This is a genomic window from Bradyrhizobium sp. BRP56 (assembly GCF_020194035.1).
GTDB classification, from domain to species: Bacteria; Pseudomonadota; Alphaproteobacteria; order Rhizobiales; family Xanthobacteraceae; genus Bradyrhizobium; species Bradyrhizobium australafricanum.
This window is the reverse complement of record NZ_JADYVV010000072.1, coordinates 33103-50830: the sequence shown is the minus strand read 5'-3', so window position 1 is coordinate 50830 and position 17728 is coordinate 33103. Positions and strand designations below refer to the sequence as shown.

Genomic DNA, 17728 nt, shown 5'->3' with positions numbered 1-17728 from the left:
CCCGTGATCGTCCCCGCATTCGAGACGAAGGCGCCAGCTGCGGTGGAGACCACGCCGGCGCCACCGCCGCCGCCGCCACCACCGCCACCGGCGCCGGGAGAATTTCCGCCAGCACCGCCGTTACCGGCGTTGACTGTCACTCCGCCATTGACGGTCAGGGATGTGCCCGAAAAATACACCCCGGTGCCGCCGCCGCCGCCGCCGGACCCAAAATGAAACCCGTCCGGTCCGGTGTCGCCGGTCACGCCGGTGGTTGGTGTCGTCACGACAGCCGTTCCGGTTAGTGCCGAGCCCGGCGCGCCGCCGTTTCCTCCAGCGTTCTCTCCCGCACCGCCGATCCCGCCGGTGCCGCCGCTGCTGGGGCTGCCAGGCACTTGCACGGTGTCGGCGCCCACCAGGTTGGTGCTGTTGCCGCCGACGCCATTGCCGTTGCCGCCGAAGCCGCCACGCCCGCCGGAGTTGGGACCACCGGCTGCGCTGCACGCCGTGGTGTCGGCCGTGCAGGCCGCCTGGGCGTGAGCCGGCAATGTCAGGCCGGCCGTGCCGAGGATCAGCGCAAGCGGCGAGACCGTGGCGAGGGTGCGAAGATATCTCGCGCGCGACTTCGGATCGAGACGGGCGGTCTGCGCGCCACCGAACTGTCCTACAGCGAAATCCTTCGCCGCGTATTCCCGCATTGTCACCGCATTCCAGCCTTGCCAGACTTAAGATGTCGCCGTTTTCATCGGGCCTGCGCGTGCCAGGCCCTGATGATGTCGCGCGATGTGTCGGAGTCGACACCGTCGACAGATTCCGCAATGGACCACAATCTGGCCACTACCCGAAAGGGTACATCAACGTGCGCGCGTACGATCAGTCGCCAAGCGAGGCATAGCTGCAACAGAGCGGTCCGCAATCGCCGCGAATTGCGCGCAAAATCGAATCAAAGCTGCTGCTCTTCCCGCTAGCGGGAAGAGCGATGGTTGCAACTGTTCGGCTTTCGCGACGAACTCAAAACCGTCGTTAGAACTTCCAGCTGAAGCTGCCCTTCACCGAATGATCCTGCACGCGATCGGCAAGCTGTCCGACATAGGAGATGCCGACGGTTGCCTGTGCGGTGATGCGCAGGTCGAGCCCGCCTTCCACCAGCGCCGCGTTGCGCGCGAGCGGCACGCCGTTCACCGTGAAGCTTGCGCCGGTGCTCTGGAACGCGAGCGCCGCGGTCGGCGAGACATCGCCGAACGCGTATTGCCAGGCGACCGAGGCGCGCGGCGTCAGCCACATGCCGTTGCCGAGCGCAAGATTGCCGGCGAAGCGCGCGCCGACAGTGGAATAGCCGACGTCCTGGTTGCTGCGGCCGCCGAACAGCGCCGCGCTGCCGCCGGTCTCGTTGAAGCTGTCGGTGTCGAGATGCGCCCAGGCGAGGCCGGCGAACGGCTCGAGCGCGACCTTGCCGAGGTTGAAGCCGTAACCGACCTCGCCGAACACCTGTGCTGACGTGGCGTTGTAACGCGCACGCGTGGTGTCGAAGAAATCCGGGAAGATGATCGAGCGGCTGGTGTCGAGCGTGCTGAAGCTGGCGCCGGCGCCGCCGCGCAGGCTGAGCGCGCCGTAGGTCGCGCCGACATAGCCAGCGAGATGCGCGGTGTCGATGTTGGCCGAGCTCGTGCGGTCGCCGATGCGCAACGAGGAATTGGTGTAGCCGCCGGCGATGCCGGCGATCCAGTTCGGCGCAAAGCGATGATCGACGCCGCTGAAGAACCCGGCGAGGTCGCGCGTCATGCCGCTCGCATTGCCGTCGCCGCCGAAGCGGCCCCAGGCGCCGACGCCCTGGGCCCAGAATGCGGTGTCGGGAATCCGCGCGGGCGCGGCGAGCGGCGGCGCCTTGATCGGGAAGCCGGGACGGCTCGCGCCGGCATAGGCGAGGGCGGAGGAGGCCGCCATCGAATCCATCGCCGCCAGCTGCGGACCGCCGGCGCTGAGCGCGGCCATCGGCCCTGCATCGCCGGCAAACGCGGATTGCCGCAACCGGCCGAGCACAGCGTCGCGCAAATAGCGTGAATCGTCGAGCATTGCGGTCTGTGTGCTGGCATGCAACTCGCCCGACAGCGCATCGAACGCCTGCCGTGCGCCGGCGGCGTTCTGATTGAGGATGCTGACCACCAACGGGCTGGTCTGCGCGCTCGCTTCGAGTGCGTTCGACACCGCGAGCTGGTTCGGCGTCTGCGCGACGTCGGGGAAGGTCGTGCTGTTGCGCGCCAAGGTCAGATACACATTGCTCGGATCATAGGTCAGCGACGGGTTCAGGAAGGTAAGGCTGCTGGTGACATCGGCAAAGCTGCCGGTGACGCCGCTGTTCGCGGTGAGGATGGTGTAGGTGGTTTGCGGCGCATAGGTGCCGTTCTGCGCCAGCGCTAGCACGCTGCCGCCGCCGAGTGTCGCCTTGCCGGTGGCGACGATCCTGTCGGACTGGCCGGCGGCATTGGCTTCGACCTGATAGATCGAGCCGGCCGCGAAGCTGACATTGCCCGAGACGTTCAGCATGCCGATCGAATTGCCCGGCGCCACGGTGCCGCCGCTGGCAATGGTGAGGTTGCCGACGGTGCCGTTGCCGCCGAGCGTGCCGCCCGCGTTGACTGAGGTGAGGGACGAGGACGCAATCGAGCCGTTGACGCTGAGCGTGCCGCCGTCGACCGTGGTGGTGCCGGTGTAGGTGCTGTTTGCGGTCAGGATGGTCTTGCCGGCCTCCACCAGCACCGACCCTGCGCCTGATATGGCCGGGTCGAAGCTGTAGTTCGCAGACGTGTGGTTGAAGACGATGCTGCCGGTGCCGGCGCCGAACGTGACGGTCGGCGTGTTCAACGTGCCCGGCGCCGCGGCGGCCTGACCGAGCCCGGCGCCGATGTTGACGGTGCCGGTCGAGCCGGCCTGATTGGCAACACCAAAAAGCGGCGTCGTTACGATGCCGTCGTTCTGGATCGTCAGCGTGCCGCTGCCGGCATCGCCGACAAACAGGGCGAAGCTGTTGGTCCAGGACGAGCCGGAGCCGGTGACCGTGGCCGTGCCTTTCGAGCCGGCGAGGAAGCCGATGTCGCTGCCGATCATGCTGGCCACTGCGCCGTTCCGGATGGTCAGCGTGCCGGTGCCGCCACCTCCGACATTGAGAATGCCGCCATGGGTCCAGGACGACCCGGCGCCGTCGATCGTCACCGTGCCGTTCGAGCCTGCAACGACGCCGATACCGGCAATCCCGCGAGTCGCGCTGGGGGCGGTGGTGACCGTGGCGCCATTTTGAATGTCGAGCGTGCCGGTGCCGGAGTAGCCGACATACAGGAAGTCAGCGCTGCTCAGCGACGAACCGGTGCCGGTGACGACAACGTTGCCGTTGGAGCCCACATTGGAGCCGATGAAGGTCGTGTCGTTGCTGACCGCGCCGCCGTTCTGGATGTTGAGGACGCCGGTGCCGACATAGCCGACATGAAGCTCCTTGCCGACGAGAAGCGATGAACCGGCGCCATCGACGGTTACGTTGCCGTTGGATCCGAAGATATAGCCAAGGTAGGCATTTGAGCTGGCGCCGTTGCTCACGACGCCGCGGTTCTCGATGTTCAGCGTGCCGGTGCCGGCGGTGCCGATATAGAGTTCGGCGGAGTTGGTCCAGGACGAGCCGGGGCCGGTGACGGTGACGGTGCCGCTCGAACCGGGGACAAAGCCGAGGCGGCCGTTGCGATCGCTCACGGTGCCGCCAGCCTTGATTGTCAGCGCACCGGTTCCGTTTGCGCCGACAGCGAGATCGTCAGTCATGTTCCAGGACGAGTTGGGTCCGGTGACCGTTGCAGTCCCGCTCGAGCCGGGCAAAGACCCGATCAGGCCGTTGGTACCGGCCACGGTGCCGCCGTTCTGGATCGTCAGCGTGCCGGTGCCGGCTACGCCGACATTGACACCGACACTGAACCACACCGAGCCGAAGCCATCGACCGTCACGGTGCCGTTCGAACCGGCATTGTTTCCGATGAAGCCATTGACGTTGTTCATCGTGCCACCGCCGCTGATCGTCAGCTCGCCGATGGCGTTTTGGCCGATATAGAGGTTAGTGGCCTGCCCCGCGGTCCCCGCGATCGTCGTGGCATGCGGCGAGGTGGTGTCGATCACCGCATTGTTGGCGGAGGCCGGAAGGGTGTTCGGGAGCCAGTTGGTCGGGTCGGTCCAGGTCGACGAGTTGGCGCCGGTCCAGACGATGTCCGCCGCATGGGACGGTACCGGCGTTACCGTGAGCAGCGCGAGCGCGACCAGCGATGTCGTGCCCAGCAGCGCGCCGCGGAATAATGCTTGCTGGTGCTGCGCGCGCAGTCTCGCTTCAAAGCAACCGTTACGTGTATCTTCGAGCTGTCCTACAGCGGGACGTTCCGCTGCGTCTTCCAATGGGGTCACCGCATTCAGTCCCGATAGTAGCTCGAATTGTTGCAACTTTCGCCGGGCCATGCGTGTTGCTGCCCCAGACGACGTCGCGCGATGTGTCGGACTCGACACAGCGCAGAGATTCCGTATTCGAATGCGATCTGGCCATTACCCTAAGGGGTATACCAACGCGCGCACGAACGATAAGACGGCGAGCGAGGCTTTGCTGCAACATGTGGGCACGTCGTGACGTTGCAGCGATCGCCAAAAAATCAAATCAAACCTGGTCGATCAGAATCCCATGCAACGGGACAGCACACTCGACGACGAAATCATTCGTCTCTACGAATCCGAGTCCAACCTGCACACGCTGCCTGGTGTGCTGTTCGCCGGCGTCGGCCGCCTGGTCGATGCGGAGGTGGTGAGCTTCACCGAGTTCCATCGTCCGAGCTGGGATTTCCGGTCGTTGATTTCGGTCGGCGACGATCCGGAGGTTCGTGCCCGCGGCATGCAGGCGTTTGCGAAGCACATGCACTCGCATCCGTTCTGGCAGCACGATCCGGCGTTCTATGGCGAACGCGCGCTGCGCGAGTCGGATTTCTTCAGCGACGAGGAATTCGTCGAGCTGCCGATTGCCAAGGAGGTGTTCCTGCCGTCGGGGGCGCGGCGGATCATGGGGATCGCGTTCGAGCACGCCGGTTATGTGGTCACCGTTGTCGGGCATCGCGTGGTGGGACGGCCGGCGTTCAGCGACGAGGAGCGCGACCGGATGCAGGGTTTTCGTCCGCACATCCTACGCGGCTACCGCCAGGCGCAGGAGCGAACGCTGGCGGCGCTGACACCGAGCGACCGCCTGCGTCTGGCATTTCCCGCGCTGACGCCGCGCCAGGTCGAGGTGGCGTCGTGGATCGCCCAGGGCAAGTCGAACGAGGAGATCGCTGCTATCCTCGGCGTCGGGCTCGATGCCGTGAAGGCGCACGTCAAGGCGATCAACAGCAAGATCGATTCCGACAGCCGGCGCGCCGCGATCGTCATCGCCCACACCACGCCGCCCTTCGCCGATCTGCCGCCGCTGTGGAAGCTCGGCGTGGAAGGCTGAGGGCGGGCGGCGAGTTCATAAAAGAAGGCCGCCCAAATGCGGCGGCCTTCCCATGCAGCCGCGAACGTTCAGCGTGCCCGGCGAGACCAGCGTCACCGAGCTCTCATAGGTCTTGCCGTCGTCGGCGTTGTAGATCCGGCCGGCCCATTTGTTCGGGCCGGCGGGCTGCATGTTGATGAACAGCGACATGCCTATGACCGGTCGGGTGCGCTGCGCGCGATCGGCATTCTTGTCGTCGAGCTGCGGCTTGCCGGTGGCCTTGTCTGTCGGCTCCTTCAACCAGACGACGCGGCCGCACAGCGCGCTGCCGCAGCGCTGGACCTTGATCCTGGCGTCGCCGGATTGGGTCAGCCAGACGCCGGCCGGATCGGTGGCCTTGTCGATCGCCTTGGCGGCATCGGCGGGACTGCCGAGCAGCGGGATGTGGAACGCGGCCACGATCAGGCGGCGCGTGAGGTGAGCGTGGATCAATTGCTTCAGGGCCTTGCGCAGGCCGTTTTGGTCTGGGAATACCGTCATCATCCACCTTCTTCATGAAAAATTTCATGATAAACATGAAATAAATCACGTTTAAGGTTGAGTCAATGACATTGCCTAGGCATGATGCAATTCGGCCGTACCGGCTTTTGGCAAAGAATTTTTTGGATGGGTGCGATGGGGAAATCGGTTCGTGAGCAGCGCCAGCTCTGGTTTCGCAGGCTCGATCGGGCGTTCTGGTTGATCTGGGCGGCGTTGCCGGTGGTGCTGTGGCTGGCCTATTACCGCACCACCACGGCGTCGGCGACGATCGCCGAGAGCCTGATCGGCGAGCAGGCGAAGTGCGCCAGCATCGTCGCCAACCCGCTCACCATGTCCGCCAAGGGCCAGGTGCTGTTCTGGTCGCTGTTCGCGCTTGGGGTATCGTTTTACGCCGTGCTGATCGGCATCCTACATCGCATGGTGAACCGATTCGCCAACGGACGGATCTTCGTGTCCGAAACGCTGCAGGGTGTCTGGTGGATGGGGATCTTCCTGGTGGTCTGGCCGTTTGTGGATACGATCACGACCATCGCGGTGACCTATGCGCTGTATCAGCTTGGCGACATCAAGTTCTTCCTGCCGAGCTACGGCGTCGACGTCGGCACCGTCGCAGGCGGCGTGTTCCTGATGGCGCTGAAATTCGTGATCGAGCAGGCCATCCTGTTGCAGTCCGAAAACGATCTGACGATCTGAGGGTGATGCTTGTGCCCATCGTGGTGAACCTCGATGTCATGCTCGCAAAGCGCAAGCGCCGCCTCGGAGACCTCGCGGACGCGATCGGCATTTCGATCCAGAACCTGTCGATCCTGAAGACCGGCAAGGCGAAGGCGATGCGCTTCTCGACGCTGTCGGCAATCTGCCGCGAGCTGGACTGCCGGCCGGGCGATATCCTGGAATATGTGCCGGGCGACGAGGGCGGTGACGGCGAGAGCGGCGAGGGTGGTTGATCCGGCGTGCGATTGATTACCACGTAGAGTCGTCTCGCTCGCCCGAGATATGTTTGCTGCGTGAGGCCGTCGCACCGCACATTGATCTGAATCAATGTCCGCTCACCGCCGCTACTTAGGTTGATGTCCAAGGCAGCGGCCCGGATGCCGTCCCCCCAACGTCCCAAGCGAGAGACACGATCATGGCGGTCGCAGACGGCGACGCAGATGCACGGCGTCGCCGAACGCGAATGGAAATCTTCGCCTTCCTGTTCCTGACCGCCATCCTGATGCCGGGGCTCGCGGTCGCGACTGTGGGGTCATACGGACTCGCGATCTGGATCTACCAAATGGTGGCCGGCCCTCCCGGTCCGCCCCCACCGCACTGACAGGGAGAGACATCGTTGTGCGCAAGACCGCGATCAATCGCCGTATGTTGATTACCGGCCGCGCCTTGACAGCGGAGCGCGTCGTGGCGCCCCCGGGGGGCGAGATCGCCAGCATCCTGGTGCAGGCCCGCCCCGAGAGCCTTGATGCGGTCGAAGCCGACATCCTCGCCGTTTCCGGCTGCGAGATTTTCGGCCGCGACCCCAGAGGCAAGCTCGTCGTGGTGGTCGATGCACCCGATGCCGGTGCGCTCGGCGCGACGTTGAACACGATCGCTCTGTTACCGCACGTCCATTCCGCCTCGCTGGTGTTTCACGCCATCGACGTCTGCTGAAGTGCCGGGAGGCAAGCCATGACCGAAACCAAGCTCGACCGCCGCCAGATGCTGAAGCTGGAGGCCGCCGCGATCGCCGCTGCGGCCGGCGGAATGCCAGTTGCGTCGGTCGCGGCAAACCTCGTCACTGACCGTGATGCCAGCGAACTCGACTGGAACAAGGCTCCCTGCCGCTTCTGCGGCACCGGCTGCAGCGTCATGGTGGCAACCAAGGACAATCGCGTCGTTGCCACCCACGGCGATATCAAGGCCGAGGTAAATCGCGGCCTCAACTGCGTGAAGGGCTACTTCCTCTCCAAAATCATGTACGGCCACGATCGCCTGACGCAGCCGATGCTGCGCAAGACGAACGGCAAGTACGACAAGAACGGAGACTTCACCCCGGTCTCGTGGGACGAGGCGTTCGACATCATGGCCGAGAAGTTCAAGGCGGCGCTGAAGCAGCGCGGGCCGAGCGGCATCGGCATGTTCGGCTCCGGCCAATGGACGGTCTGGGAGGGCTATGCGGCTTCAAAACTGTTCAAGGCCGGCTTTCGCTCCAACAACATCGATCCCAACGCGCGCCACTGCATGGCCTCAGCCGTGGTCGGCATGATGCGCACCTTCGGCATGGACGAACCGGCCGGCTGCTACGACGACATCGAGGCCACCGATGCCTTCGTGTTGTGGGGCTCCAACATGGCGGAGATGCACCCGATTCTGTGGACGCGGGTGACCGACCGCAGGCTTTCGGCGGCGCATGTGCGGGTCGCCGTGCTTTCGACCTTCGAGCACCGATCGTTCGACCTTGCCGACATCGGGATCGTGTTCACGCCGCACTCCGATCTCTACATCCTCAATGCGATCGCCAATCACATCATCAAGACCGGGCGCGTGAACAAGGATTTCGTCACCGCGCATACCGTGTTCAAGCGCGGCCAGACCGACATCGGCTACGGCCTGAGACCCGATCATCCGCTGCAGAAGAAGGCGACGGGCGCGGCCAAGGCCAACGATGCCACCGATATGAGCTATGACGACTACGTCAAATTCCTCGCCGACTACACGTTGGAAAAGGCGGCGAAGATGTCGGGCGTTCCGCTCAATCGCCTGGAGGCGCTGGCCGAGCTCTACGCCGACCCGAAGACCAAGGTTGTCAGCTTTTGGACCATGGGTTTCAACCAGCACACCCGCGGCGTCTGGTGCAACAATCTGGTCTATAATCTTCACCTTCTGACCGGGAAGATCGCGGAGCCCGGCAACAGCCCGTTTTCGCTAACCGGGCAGCCCTCGGCCTGCGGTACCGCACGCGAGGTGGGGACCTTCTCGCACCGCCTCCCGGCAGACATGGTCGTCACCAACAAGGCGCATCGCGACAAGGCGGAGGAGATCTGGAAGCTGCCGGAAGGCACGATTCCGGACAAGCCGGGCTATCACGCGGTGTTGCAAAGCCGGATGCTGAAGGACGGTCTGCTCAACGCCTACTGGGTGCAGGTCAACAACAATCTGCAGGCCGGTCCCAACATCAACGAGGAAACCTATCCCGGTTTCCGCAACCCCGACAATTTCATCGTCGTTTCGGAAGTCTATCCGACCGTCACCGCGCTCGGCGCCGACCTGATCTTGCCGACCGCGATGTGGGTGGAAAAGGAAGGCGCCTACGGCAATGCCGAGCGGCGCACCCAGTTCTGGCACCAGCTCGTCACCGCGCCGGGCGAGTCGCGTTCCGACCTCTGGCAACTGATGGAATTTTCCAAGCGTTTCAAGATCGAGGAGGTCTGGCCGGAAGAGTTGCTGGCGAAGAAGCCGGAGTATCGTGGCAAGACGCTGTTCGACGTGCTGTATCGCAACGGCCAGGTCGACAAGTTTCCAGTCTCCGACATCGCGTCGGGCTACGCCAACGACGAATCGAAGGCGTTCGGCTTCTATGTCCAGAAAGGGCTGTTCGAGGAATACGCCAGCTTCGGCCGCGGACACGGCCACGATCTCGCGCCGTTCGATGCCTATCACGGCGAGCGCGGGCTGCGCTGGCCCGTCGTGAACGGCAAGGAGACGAAGTGGCGCTTCCGCGAGGGCTCGGATCCGTATGTCGGGCAGGGCAGAGGCGTGCAGTTCTACGGTTTTGCCGATGGCAAGGCGCGCATCTTTGCGCTTCCCTACGAACCGCCGGCGGAATCGCCCGATAGCGAATACCCCTTGTGGCTTTCCACCGGCCGGGTGCTGGAGCATTGGCACTCCGGCACCATGACCCGCCGCGTGCCCGAACTCTATCGCGCGTTTCCCGAGGCCGTCTGCTTCATGCATCCGGATGATGCGCAGGAGGCCAAGCTGCGACGCGGTGACGAGGTCAAGGTGATCTCTCGCCGCGGGTTCATCCGGGCGCGGCTGGAGACCCGCGGCCGCGACCGGCCGCCGCGAGGTCTGGTGTTCGTCCCCTGGTTCGACGAGTCGAAGCTGATCAACAAGGTGACGCTCGACGCCACCGATCCGCTTTCGCTGCAGACCGATTTCAAGAAATGCGCCGTGCGCATCGAGAAGGTGCTGCCGTCATGATCAGGGACCTGCGCGTCGTTCTGCTCGTCCTGGCGATAGGGGCCGGCACCGGCACATTGGCGGCGCAATCGCTCGATTCCGGGCTGCGGGGGCCGACGCCGCTCGATAATGAAGGCCCGGCTCCGCCGATGATGCCGACGCGCAACACGTCCGAGCGGGAGGTCAGGAACTATCCCGAGCAGCCGCCGGTGATTCCGCATTCGATCGACGGCTACCAGATCGATCTGAACAGCAACAAATGCCTGTCCTGTCACGCGCGCGCCCGCACCGGCGAGTCGCAGGCGCCGATGGTCTCGATTACTCATTTCATGGATCGCGACGGCCAGTTTCTTGCGTCGATCTCGCCGCGCCGTTTTTTCTGCACTGAATGTCACGTACCGCAGAGCGTGAGCAATCCGCCCATCAGCAACGACTTCGTCGACATCGACACCATGCTGAGCCGCGCGGGTCCGGGCGGCCGTCGATGAAGGCGGCCGACCCCCAAGCCTCGAAGGAGGGGCTCTTCCGACGCGCATGGGCCTTCGCGCGCGAGCTGTGGGACGTGCTGGTGCGGCCGAGCACGGTGTTTGGGCTCGGCGTGCTGGTGATCGCGGGCTTCGTCGCCGGGGTGATTTTCTGGGGCGGGTTCAATACCGCGCTCGAATTGACCAACACCGAGAAATTCTGCACCGGCTGCCACGAGATGCGCGAAAACGTGTTTGCGGAACTGAAGTCGACCATCCATTTCACCAATCGCTCCGGCGTCCGCGCCACCTGCCCGGACTGTCACGTTCCGCACAACTGGACCGACAAGATCGCACGCAAGATGCAGGCCTCCAAGGAGGTGTGGGGCCACCTGTTCGGTGTCATCGACACCCGCGACAAGTTTGTCGACAAGCGGCTCGAGCTCGCGCTGCATGAGTGGGCGCGTTTCAAGGCCAACGATTCACTCGAATGCCGCAACTGTCACAGCGCGGAATCGATGGATATCACCAAGCAGTCACCGCGCGCGTCGGTGGCGCACCAGCGCTTCCTGTTTACCGGCGAGAAGACCTGCATCGATTGCCACAAGGGCATTGCACATCACTTACCCGACATGCGTGGAGTTCCAGGCTGGCAATGAGCGCCGACTTTCGCCGGGGACCTTGATCTCGCCACGACGGCGGAACTGACGACCGGCCGGAACGAAAATGGCCGCGGTTGCCCGCGGCCATTCGTGTTTCTGCTTGAGTGCGACCCTTACTCGGCCGCCTGCTTGCGCGGCGGGTCGAGCGCGCCGGAGTCGTGGATCTCGGCGACCTGGTGATCGGAGAAGCCGAGCACCTCGCGCAGGATCTCGTCGGTGTGCTCGCCGAGCAGCGGCGAGCGCTGAACGTCGCTCGGCGAATCCGACAGCTTGATCGGGTTGCCGACCGAGACGTACTTGCCGCGGGTCGGGTGATCGACCTCGACCACGGTGCCGGTCGCGCGCAGCGACTGGTCTTCGGCGATCTCCTTCATCGACAGGATCGGACCGCACGGGATGTCGTCCTTGTTGAGGATCTCCATCGCCTCGAACTTGGTCTTGGTCATCGTCCACCGCTCGATGCGGGCGAAGATCTCGTTGAGGCGCGGCAGGCGGGCCGGCGGCTTGGCGTAGTTCGGATCGGTCTTCCAGGTCGGCTCGCCGATCACGTCGCAGATCTTCTCCCAGACCGGGGCCTGGGTGATGAAGTAGATGTAGGCGTTCGGGTCGGTCTCCCAGCCCTTGCACTTCAGGATGCGGCCGGGCTGGCCGCCGCCGGAATCGTTGCCGGCGCGCGGCACGGCATCGCCGAACGGAATGCCTTCGCCGAACTGGCTGTATTCCTTCAGCGGACCGTGGGCGAGGCGCTGCTGGTCGCGCAGCTTGACGCGGGCAAGGTTGAGCACGCCGTCCTGCATCGCGGCGGTGACGCGCTGGCCCTTGCCGGAGTGGGTGCGATGGTACAGCGCGGTGACGATGCCGAGTGCGAGATGCAACCCGGTGCCGCTGTCGCCGATCTGCGCGCCGGTGACCAGCGGCAGGCCGTCGCGGAAGCCGGTGGTCGAGGCGGCACCGCCGGTGCACTGCGCGACGTTCTCGTAGACCTTGCAGTCTTCATACGGGCCCGGGCCGAAGCCCTTGATCGAGGCGACGATCATCTTCGGGTTGATGGCCTGGATCTTCTCCCAGGGGAAGCCCATGCGATCGAGCACGCCGGGGCCGAAGTTTTCGACCAGCACGTCGCACTGCTTGATCAGCGCGGTCAACACTTCCTTGCCCTTCGGGTTCTTGGTGTCGAGCGTGATCGAGCGCTTGTTGTGATTCAGCATGGTGAAATACAGGCTGTCCACGTTCGGGATGTCCTGCAGCTGGCCGCGCGTGATGTCGCCGACGCCGGGACGCTCGACCTTGATCACGTCGGCGCCGAACCAGGCCAGCAATTGCGTGCAGGTCGGACCCGACTGGACGTGGGTGAAATCGAGAATGCGAACGCCCTTCAGCGCCTTGGTCATAATGTTTGCTCCGTACTCTATATGCCCCTGCACCCGCAGGGAGTGATGGGTTAGGGGTTACTTCTTCTTCTGCAGAACGCTTTGCGGATTGAGGTTGCCGATGCGGCCGCTCTCCGAGCCCGCCGCCGGATCGATCACCGCGTTGATCAGCGTCGGCTTGCCGGAATCCAGCGCCGCATTGACGGCGCGCTTCAACTCGTCCGGCGAGGTGGCGTTGACGCCGACGCCGCCGAAGGCTTCCATCATCTTGTCGTAGCGCGAGCCCTTGACGAACACGGTGGTCGCCGGATCGTCGCCGGCGCTGTTGACGTCGGTGCCGCGATAGATGCCGTCATTGTTGAAGATCACGACGCAGATCGGCAGCTTGTAGCGGCAGATGGTCTCGACCTCCATGCCCGAGAACCCGAACGCGCTGTCGCCTTCGACCGCGAGCACGGGCAGGCCGGTCTCGACCGCAGCGGCGATCGAATAGCCCATGCCGATGCCCATCACGCCCCAGGTGCCGACGTCGAGCCGCTTGCGCGGCTTGTGCATGTCGACGACGCCGCGGGCGAGGTCGAGCGTGTTGGCGCCTTCGTTGACGAAGATGGTGTCCGGACGTTCCGCGATGATGGCGCGCAGCGCGCCGAGCGCGCCGTGGTAATCCATCGGCGAAGCGTTGCTCATCAGCTTCGGCGCCATCTTGGCGACGTTGTCGTCGCGCTTCTTGGCGATGGTCGAAAGCCAGTCGGACGGCGCCGCGGTCCAGTTCGCGCCCATGGCGTCGAGGAATGCCGACACGCAGGAGCCGATATCGCCGACCACGGGGGCGACGATCTCGACGTTGGAATCCATTTCCTTCGGCTCGATGTCGACCTGGATGAACTTCTTCGGGGCTTCACCCCAGGTCTTGCCCTTGCCATGCGAGAGCAGCCAGTTGAGGCGGGCGCCGATCAGCATCACGACGTCGGCTTCCTTCAGCACCGTCGAGCGCGCCGCACCGGCGCATTGCGGATGCAGATCGGGCAACAGGCCCTTGGCCATGCTCATCGGCAGGAACGGCACGCCGCTCTTCTCGACGAAATTCTTGATCGCCTCGTCGGCCTGCGCGTAGGCCGCGCCCTTGCCGAGGATGATCAGCGGGCGTTTTGCGCTCTTCAGGACGTCCAGCGCGCGCTTGACCGAAGACGGGGAGGGGATCTGCTCGGGCGCGGCGTCGATCACCTTGACCAGCGACTTCTGACCGGCGTCGGCGTTCATCACCTGCGAGAACAGCTTTGCGGGCAGGTCGAGATAGACGCCGCCCGGACGGCCCGACACCGCGGCGCGGATCGCGCGCGCGAGGCCGATGCCGATGTCCTGGGCGTGCAGTACGCGGAACGCGGCCTTGCACAGCGGCTTGGCGATCGCGAGCTGGTCCATCTCTTCATAGTCTCCCTGCTGCAGGTCGACGATCTCGCGCTCGGACGAGCCCGAGACCAGGATCATCGGGAAGCAGTTGGTGGTGGCGTGGGCGAGCGCGGTGAGGCCGTTGAGGAAGCCGGGCGCGGACACCGTGAGGCAGACGCCGGGCCGCTTGGTCAGGAAGCCGGCGATCGAAGCCGCATAGCCGGCATTCTGCTCGTGGCGGAACGAGAGCACACGAATGCCCGCCGCCTGGGCCATGCGGCCCAGGTCCGTGATCGGGATACCCGGCACACCATAGATGGTGTCGATGCCGTTGAGCTTGAGCGCATCGATGACGAGATGGAAGCCATCGGTCAGTTCTTGCTCGGTGCCCGGTGCCTCGGACTTCGTAGCGGTGTTCAGCATCGGCATCGTCTCCCTGATCGTTCTTTGTTCGGACGATCTGATTGTCGTCTGAAGCGGGTGTGGACTCTCAAACTTAAGTGAACGGTTCTCTACGTGAATAACTCTTGGCCGTGCGCCTCGACATAGGCCGCAAGCCCAAGCGTGTGGTCGCGTGCGCGCTTCTCGGCGAGCTCGGTGTCGCGCGCTTCCAGCGCCTCGATGATCCCGAGATGCTCGGGCAGCGAGGTCGCGGTGCGGTCCTTGCGGCCGATCGTAAGCTGGCGATAGCCGCGCACATGCAGCAGCAGGTCATTGGTGAGGTCGACCAGAACAGGCGATTCCGACAGCGAGATCAGCGCCTGGTGGAAGGCGATGTTGGCCTTGGAATATTCCTCGACGTGATCCTGCGGCAGGCGATCGTCGCTGAAGTCCTTGAAGAAGTCGCGCAGCGCCGAGATGTCCTTCTTGCGCGCGGTGGTCGTGATCAGGCGCGCCGCCATGCTCTCCAGCGCCGCCCAGGCGCGGATCATGTCGACGATCTCCGCCTTGGTGCGGCGGACCACGACGATGCCGCGGCGCGGCACGGTTTTCACGAATCCGTCCTGCTCGAGCATCGCGATCGCTTCGCGGATCGGCGTGCGGCTGACGCCGAGGCGCTCGGACAGTGCGCGCTCGTCGAGCATCACCGGCTCCGGCGTCGCGTAGATGTCCATCTTCAGGATCGCTTCCTTCAAGGCTTCATAGGCCTTGTTCTTGAAGCTCGTCTCCGGCGCGATCCGGACGATGGCGATATCTGTGTCAGCCATGGTGGGCGACGCCTTGGTCTGTTTCGGTTCTGGCACGACTCGTCTCCTCCTCTTGGAGACGTCTTCTTAGCAGAAGAAATTACCTTAGATTTTTGGCATGCCAAATACCAGAATGTCAAGCTGCCTATATTTTTCGATCTTTTTGGACCTCGACCGACCTTGACAATTGCGTTTTTGGCATACCAAATGCCACGAAATCTGTCCCAGGAGGAAGCCAATGTCAAATTCGAAGGATGCGGTCCGCAAAATTCTCGATGCGGTCAAGGCCGACAAGCGCACGAGCCTCACCGCGCCTGAAGGCAAGGTGGTGTGCGACGCCTACGGCATTCCGGTGCCGAAAGAGGGTGTCGCCAAGTCGGCGGCCGAGGCCGCCCGCATCGCCTCCGACATGGGCTTCCCGGTCGTGATGAAGATCGTCTCGCCCGATATCCTCCACAAGACCGAGGCCGGCGGCGTGGTGGTCGGCGTCAAGAGCGCCGCCGAGGCCGAGAAGAGCTACGAGACGATTCTCGCCAACGCCAGGAAGTACAAGGCCGACGCCAAGATCGAGGGCATCCAGGTCCAGCAGATGCTGGGTGGCGGCACCGAGGTGATCGTCGGCTCGATCACCGACGGATCGTTCGGCAAGCTGGTCGCCTTCGGTCTCGGCGGGGTGCTGGTCGAGATCCTCAAGGACATCACCTTCCGCCTCGCGCCCGCGACCAAGGACGATGCGCTGTCGATGCTCGACGGCATCCAGGCGCATGAGATGCTGAAGGGCGTGCGCGGCGGCGATCCGGTCAATCGCGAGGCGCTCGCCGACGTCATCGTCAAGGTGTCGCAGCTGGTCAGCGATTTCCCCGAGATCGTCGAGCTCGACCTCAACCCGGTGTTCGCCACCAGCAAGAACGCGATCGCGGCCGACGTCCGCATCGTCGTCGACTTCAACTACAAGCCGCGCCCGGCGCCGCGTCCGACCGAAGAGATCGTCGCCGCGATGAACCGAATCATGCAGCCGAAGGGCGTTGCTGTGATCGGCGCCTCCGCCGAGGACGGCAAGATCGGCAACTCCGTGATGAAGAACCTCATCAACGGCGGCTACAAGGGCGAGATCTATCCGATCCACCCCAAGGCCGACGAGATCCTCGGCTACAAGGCCTACAAGAGCGTCAAGGACGTGCCCGGCGTGATCGACACGGCGGTGTTCGCGATCCCGGCGAAATTCGTCGCCGGCGCGCTCGCCGAATGCGGCGAGAAGAAAATCCCCGGCGCGGTGCTGATTCCCTCGGGCTTTGCCGAGGCCGGCGCGCCGGAATTGCAGGCCGAGATCGTCGAGGTCGGCAAGAAGTACAATATCCGCCTGATGGGGCCGAACATCTACGGCTTCTATTATACGCCGGCCAATCTGTGCGCCACGTTCTGCACCGCCTATGACGTCAAGGGCCACGCCGCGCTGTCGTCGCAGTCGGGCGGCATCGGCATGGCGATCATCGGCTTCTCGCGCTCGGCCAAGATGGGCGTTTCGGCGATCGTCGGCCTCGGCAACAAGTCCGACATCGACGAGGACGATCTGCTCGCCTTCTTCGAGCAGGATCCCAACACCAACCTGATCGCGCAGCACTGCGAGGACCTGAAGGACGGCCGCGCCTTCGCGGAGGCCGCCAAGCGTGTCTCCAAGACGAAGCCGGTGGTCGTGCTCAAGGCCGGCCGCACTTCGGCTGGTGCGAAGGCGGCCTCGTCGCATACCGGCGCGCTCGCCGGCAACGACAAGATCTACGAGGACGTGTTCAAGCAGTCGGGCGTGATCCGCGCCCGCAGCCTGCGGCAGCTGCTCGAATTCGCCCGCGGCGTGCCGGTGCTGCCGACGCCGAAGGGCGAGAACGTGCTGATCATCACCGGCGCCGGCGGCTCCGGCGTGCTGCTCTCCGACTCCGTGGTCGACAACGGCCTGTCGCTGATGCGGATGCCGCCGGATCTCGATGCGGCGTTCCGCAAGTTCATCCCGCCGTTCGGCGCGGCCGGAAATCCTGTGGATATCACCGGTGGCGAGCCGCCGATCACCTACGTCAACACCGTGAAGCTCGGCCTGTCGGATGAGCGCATCCACGCGCTGATCCTCGGCTACTGGCACACCATCGTGACGCCGCCGATGGTGTTCGCGCGCAACATGGTCGAGGTGAAGAAGGAGATGGAGGCCAAGGGCTTCGTCAAGCCGATCGTCGCCTCGCTCGCCGGCGACGTCGAGGTCGAGGAAGCCGCCGAATATCTCTACCAGAACGGCATCCCGGCCTACGCCTATTCGACCGAACTCCCGGTCGAGGTGCTCGGCGCCAAGTACAAGTGGGCGCGCGGCGCGGGCCTGCTCTGACCTTCTGAATCTGTCGAATACTACAGGCCGCCCCGGACATCATCCGGGGCGGCCTTTTTCTTATTGGCCGTTCTCGAGACCCTCCCAGGCTTTCGTGATCGGTCCTGAGCGGGTTCCGCGCACCATCTGCTTTTC

General features: G+C 64.4%; 14 protein-coding genes and 1 pseudogene. 9 read left to right on the top strand and 6 right to left on the bottom strand.

Annotated features, from left to right (window positions below):
* Both I6F38_RS44100 and I6F38_RS35530 read right to left on the bottom strand, forming a co-directional pair.
* Positions 1-677, bottom strand: a pseudogene (locus tag I6F38_RS44100) (hypothetical protein); the annotation flags it as partial.
* A 325-nt stretch (positions 678-1002) separates the two neighbouring features.
* The gene (locus I6F38_RS35530; protein ID WP_225163711.1) at positions 1003-4410 is read right to left on the bottom strand and encodes an autotransporter domain-containing protein; all 3408 of its coding nucleotides are present in this window, start codon (positions 4408-4410) and stop codon (positions 1003-1005) included.
* Positions 4411-4678: 268 nt separating this feature from the next.
* Here I6F38_RS35530 and I6F38_RS35525 point away from each other — a divergent pair, with 268 nt between their 5' ends.
* Positions 4679-5476 carry a helix-turn-helix transcriptional regulator gene (locus tag I6F38_RS35525; RefSeq protein ID WP_225163710.1) on the top strand — a complete coding sequence of 266 codons (798 nt, stop codon included), beginning with the start codon at positions 4679-4681 and terminating at the stop codon, positions 5474-5476.
* Positions 5477-5491: 15 nt separating this feature from the next.
* Here I6F38_RS35525 and I6F38_RS35520 read toward each other — a convergent pair whose 3' ends face one another.
* Positions 5492-5998 (bottom strand): DUF2147 domain-containing protein, encoded by a 507-nt coding sequence (locus tag I6F38_RS35520; RefSeq protein ID WP_225163709.1) that lies wholly within the window; start codon positions 5996-5998, stop codon positions 5492-5494.
* 132 nt (positions 5999-6130) lie between these two features.
* On the opposite strand from I6F38_RS35520, the gene I6F38_RS35515 reads away from it, so the two are divergent.
* The 7 genes from I6F38_RS35515 to I6F38_RS35485 all read left to right on the top strand — a co-directional run bounded on the left by I6F38_RS35515 (position 6131) and on the right by I6F38_RS35485 (position 11276).
* A complete protein-coding gene (locus I6F38_RS35515; protein ID WP_159109482.1) occupies positions 6131-6688 on the top strand; it encodes a DUF2975 domain-containing protein in 558 nt (185 codons plus the stop codon).
* An 11-nt stretch (positions 6689-6699) separates the two neighbouring features.
* Positions 6700-6942 carry a helix-turn-helix transcriptional regulator gene (locus I6F38_RS35510; RefSeq protein WP_026192543.1) on the top strand — a complete coding sequence of 81 codons (243 nt, stop codon included), beginning with the start codon at positions 6700-6702 and terminating at the stop codon, positions 6940-6942.
* 182 nt (positions 6943-7124) lie between these two features.
* The gene (gene napE / locus I6F38_RS35505) at positions 7125-7310 is read left to right on the top strand and encodes a periplasmic nitrate reductase, NapE protein (protein WP_225163708.1); all 186 of its coding nucleotides are present in this window, start codon (positions 7125-7127) and stop codon (positions 7308-7310) included.
* An 11-nt stretch (positions 7311-7321) separates the two neighbouring features.
* Entirely contained in the window at positions 7322-7642 is a 321-nt protein-coding gene (locus I6F38_RS35500; protein WP_225163714.1) for a chaperone NapD, read from the top strand.
* Positions 7643-7660: 18 nt separating this feature from the next.
* Positions 7661-10174, top strand: a complete 2514-nt coding sequence (gene napA / locus I6F38_RS35495) for a nitrate reductase catalytic subunit NapA (RefSeq protein WP_225163707.1) — start codon at positions 7661-7663, stop codon at positions 10172-10174.
* On the top strand, positions 10171-10641 hold the full coding sequence (locus I6F38_RS35490; RefSeq protein ID WP_225163706.1) for a nitrate reductase cytochrome c-type subunit: 471 nt from the start codon (positions 10171-10173) through the stop codon (positions 10639-10641). The genes napA and I6F38_RS35490 overlap by 4 nt, the downstream gene beginning before the upstream one ends.
* Positions 10638-11276, top strand: coding sequence for a NapC/NirT family cytochrome c (locus I6F38_RS35485; RefSeq protein ID WP_225163705.1), 639 nt, complete (start codon positions 10638-10640; stop codon positions 11274-11276). The genes I6F38_RS35490 and I6F38_RS35485 overlap by 4 nt, the downstream gene beginning before the upstream one ends.
* A 116-nt stretch (positions 11277-11392) precedes the next feature.
* Here the strand turns inward: I6F38_RS35485 and frc are convergent, their stop codons facing one another.
* The 3 genes from frc to I6F38_RS35470 all read right to left on the bottom strand — a co-directional run bounded on the left by frc (position 11393) and on the right by I6F38_RS35470 (position 15246).
* Positions 11393-12670 (bottom strand): formyl-CoA transferase, encoded by a 1278-nt coding sequence (gene frc / locus I6F38_RS35480; protein WP_225163704.1) that lies wholly within the window; start codon positions 12668-12670, stop codon positions 11393-11395.
* A 57-nt stretch (positions 12671-12727) separates the two neighbouring features.
* Positions 12728-14461, bottom strand: a complete 1734-nt coding sequence (gene oxc, locus I6F38_RS35475) for an oxalyl-CoA decarboxylase (RefSeq protein ID WP_092080113.1) — start codon at positions 14459-14461, stop codon at positions 12728-12730.
* Positions 14462-14550: 89 nt separating this feature from the next.
* On the bottom strand, positions 14551-15246 hold the full coding sequence (locus tag I6F38_RS35470; protein WP_050387017.1) for a GntR family transcriptional regulator: 696 nt from the start codon (positions 15244-15246) through the stop codon (positions 14551-14553).
* A gap of 217 nt (positions 15247-15463) precedes the next feature.
* On the opposite strand from I6F38_RS35470, the gene I6F38_RS35465 reads away from it, so the two are divergent.
* The gene (locus tag I6F38_RS35465) at positions 15464-17593 is read left to right on the top strand and encodes an acetate--CoA ligase family protein (RefSeq protein ID WP_225163703.1); all 2130 of its coding nucleotides are present in this window, start codon (positions 15464-15466) and stop codon (positions 17591-17593) included.
* Positions 17594-17728: the final 135 nt, after the last annotated feature.